Annotated in this window: 2 protein-coding genes and 1 pseudogene; all 3 read left to right on the forward strand. The window is 70.7% G+C overall.

What is annotated here, in order from left to right; translation table 11 throughout:
* On the forward strand, positions 1–1,989 hold a 1,989-nt coding region (locus AC6EI8_RS25440; protein WP_498383255.1), incomplete at its 5' end, for an MMPL family transporter.
* Positions 1,990–2,026: 37 nt separating this feature from the next.
* A complete protein-coding gene (locus AC6EI8_RS25445; RefSeq protein WP_498383257.1) occupies positions 2,027–3,256 on the forward strand; it encodes an NAD(P)/FAD-dependent oxidoreductase in 1,230 nt (409 codons plus the stop codon).
* Positions 3,244–3,446: pseudogene (locus AC6EI8_RS25450) on the forward strand (hypothetical protein); the annotation flags it as partial. The gene AC6EI8_RS25445 and the pseudogene AC6EI8_RS25450, both read left to right, overlap by 13 nt.

Consider the following 3,446-nt stretch of genomic DNA (forward strand, 5'->3'; position numbering starts at 1 on the left):
CCGTATCGCGCAGGCATGCTGACCGACGGCCAGCGCGCGATGCTGACACATGCGGATGTCCAGGCGCTGGCGGGCCAATCGCTGGCGCGCTTGTACCAGTTCGCCGCGGGACCACGGCTGGCCGACTGGCAGGCCGATCCGCTCAACCTCTGGCCGGATTGGTGGCTTTCGCGCAGCGGCGCGACCCCGGTACGCCAGCGCGATGGCCTGGCCACGCTCGGCGCCGACGGCGCCGAATGGGTGGTGCTGGGCTACCACGCCGCGCGCGCGGCCTTCGCCGCCGATGGAGCATCCGACTACCGGTCGCTGCTGAGCGCCGGCGAGCGTGCCGCGCAGCAGGGCGACGGCGAGGTGCGCGTGGTGGCCGCCGGCATTCCGCTGCACGCCGAGGCGGCCGCGGTCCAGGCCAACCGGGAAATGAACGTGATCGGGCTCGGCTCGCTGGCCGCCGTGCTGCTGCTGGTCTGGCTCGCCTTTCGCTCCATGCGGCCGATCGGACTGGTCGCGCTGTCGCTGGTGATCGGCACCGCGGCGGCGCTGTCGGTGACCGCGCTGGTATTCGGCCGGGTCCATCTGATCACGCTCGTGTTCGGCGCCAGCCTGGTGGGCGTGGCGGAGGACTACGGCATCCACTATTTCGTGATGCGGCAGGCGAGGCCGGCATGGACGCCCGCGCGCACGGTGCGGATGCTGTTTGGCGGCATGGCGCTGGCGCTGGCCACCAGCGTGGCGGCCTATCTGGCGCTGGGCGTGGCGCCGTTCCCGGGCCTGCGCCAGATGGCGCTGTTCTCGGCGACGGGCCTGGTGTGTGCCTTCCTGACGGTGGTGCTGTGGTTCCCGTGGCTGGACCGCGCACCGGTGCGGCCCACGCGGCTGTCCCGATGGCTGGCCGCCAGCCTGGCGCGCTGGCCGCGCGTGCGCGCGGACGGCCGTACCGCGTTGGCCTTGGGGTTGCTCGGATTGTTCATCGCACTCGGCGTGGCGCGCGTGCGGGTCAGCGACGACGTGCGCCAGTTGCAGAGCTCGCCGCCGGAGCTGGTCGAAGCGCAGCGCGTTGCCGGTCGGCTGCTCGGCACGCCGAGCCCGGCGCAGTTCATCGTGGTGCGCGGCGCCACGCCGGAGCAGGTCCTGCAACGCGAGGAAGCCGTCAAGCGCGCGCTCGCGCCGGTATTGGCCGCGGGGCAGCTGCGCGGCGTGCTGGCGCTGTCCGACTGGGTCCCCTCTGCGGCCCGCCAACGAGCCGACGCGACGCTCGCCAGCGGCGTCGAACAGGAGGTGAGGGCCCGCGTGCGCAGCGCGCTGGGCGAGCCGCAGGCCGCAGGGCCGGCGCCGCGGACGGCAGACAAGGTGCTGACGCTGCCGGCATGGCTGGCCCATCCGGTCTCGCTGCCGCTGCGCCAGCTATGGCTGGGATCGACCGATGGGAACCATGCCAGCGTGATGCTGCTGCAGGGGCTGGATCGACGCGATGCCATCGACGCCGTCGCGGCCGCGGTGGCCCCGCTCGAGGGCGCGCAATGGGTCGACCGCGTGGCCGACTATTCGGCGCTGCTGGCACGCTACCGCGCGATGATGAGCTGGCTGCTGGCGGCTGGGGCGGTCGTCGTTGCCGGCCTGCTGGCCTGGCGCCATGGACGCGCGGCCTGGCGCGCCCTCGTGCCGACGCTGCTGGCGGCGGCGCTGAGCGTCGCGATGCTGGGCTGGCTCGACGTGCCGTTACAGTTGTTCTCGGTGCTGGCGCTCGCCTTGCTGCTTGGCGTCGGCGTCGACTACGGAATTTTCCTGCTGGAGCACCCGGGCGACGGCGTGTCGTGGACCGCGATCGTGCTCGGTGCGGCCAGCACGCTGCTGGCGTTCGGCCTGCTGGCGCTGTCGGCGACGCCGGCGCTGCATGCGTTCGGCATGACCATGCTGAGCGGCGTGGGAGCCGTGTGGATACTGTCGCCGTGGTTCCGGCCGGCGCCAGCCGATCAAAACGCGGCGCGCTGAACGCGCGCCCGACCTCGAGGATACGCAGATGCAAGAGATGGAACTTCAATACGTCGACGTGCTGATCATCGGCGCTGGGCCTGCCGGCGCGGTGGCGGCAGGCCTGCTGCGCCAACGCGGCATCGCCGTGCTGGTGCTGGAGAAGGAGACGTTCCCGCGCTTCTCCATCGGCGAGAGCCTGTTGCCGCAGAGCATGGAATATATCGAGCAGGCCGGCATGCTGCGCGCGGTGGTGGAAGCAGGCTTCCAGTACAAGAACGGTGCCGCCTTTGTCCGCGGCGACCGCTACACCGAATTCGACTTCCGCGACAAGTTCACGCCCGGCTGGGGCACGACCTACCAGGTCCAGCGCGCGCATTTCGACGATGTGCTGATCCGCGACGCGCAGCGCCAGGGGGCCGAGGTCCGCTTCCGGCACCAGGTCACGGCGGTGGATCTGGACGGCGCTCGTCCGCGCGTGACGGTGCGCGGCGAGGATGGCGCGTCCTATCAGGTCGAATGCCGCCAGCTGCTCGACGCATCGGGCTTCGGCCGTGTGCTGCCGCGGCTGCTGGACCTGGAATCGCCATCCAACTTCCCCGTGCGCAGCGCGATCTTCACGCATATCGAGGATCGCGTCGCACCCGGCGCCTTCGACCGCAACAAGATCCGCATCAGCGTGCATCCGGAGCACGTCGATGTCTGGTACTGGACGATCCCGTTCTCGAACGGCCGCTGCTCGCTCGGCGTGGTCGCCGAGAAGGCCTTCCTCGATCGCTATGCCGGCAGCGACATGGACCGCCTGCAGACGCTGGTGGGCGAAGAGCCTGCCCTGGCCGCGCTACTGGCCGATGCACGGTGGGACACGCCGGCCCGCCAGCTGACCGGCTATTCGGCCAACGTCCGCTCGCTGTGGGGCAAGGGCTACGCGTTGCTGGGCAACGCCGGCGAGTTCCTCGATCCGGTGTTCTCCTCCGGCGTGACGATCGCGTTCAAATCCGCGAACCTGGCGGTCGACTGCATCGCCCGCGAGTTTGCCGGCGAGACGGTGGACTGGGAGCAGGACTACGCGCGCACGCTGAAGGCAGGGGTCGATTGCTTCCGCACGTTTGTCGAGGCTTGGTATGCCGGCTCCTTCCAGACGCTGATCTTCCACCCCGACGCCACGCCCGAAATCCGTCGCATGATCTCGTCGATCCTGGCGGGATACGCGTGGGACCGCAGCAATCCCTTCGTGGTCGAGTCCAAGCGCCGGCTGACCGTGCTGGAGGAATTTTGCCGCGCCTGATCCATACCGTGCGTGCGGCCGGACTTGCCGCGGGACTCGGCGCCTGGCTGACGGCGTGCGGCAATCTGGCGCCACCGCCGTTGCCGTCGCCCTCGTCCTCGCCCTCGATGTCCCCATCCGCGGCCACACCCGTGCTGCGCCTGCCGCCGGCGGCGCTGCGGCGCACGCTCGCCCTGCAGCAGCACATCGA

It is taken from the genome of Cupriavidus sp. R6-3, assembly GCF_059772245.1.

What these genes read in the sequence shown, in the direction of transcription:
- AC6EI8_RS25445 (WP_498383257.1), top strand. Translation starts at nt 2,027, where the DNA reads ATGGAACTTCAATACGTCGACGTGCTGATCATCGGCGCTGGGCCTGCC.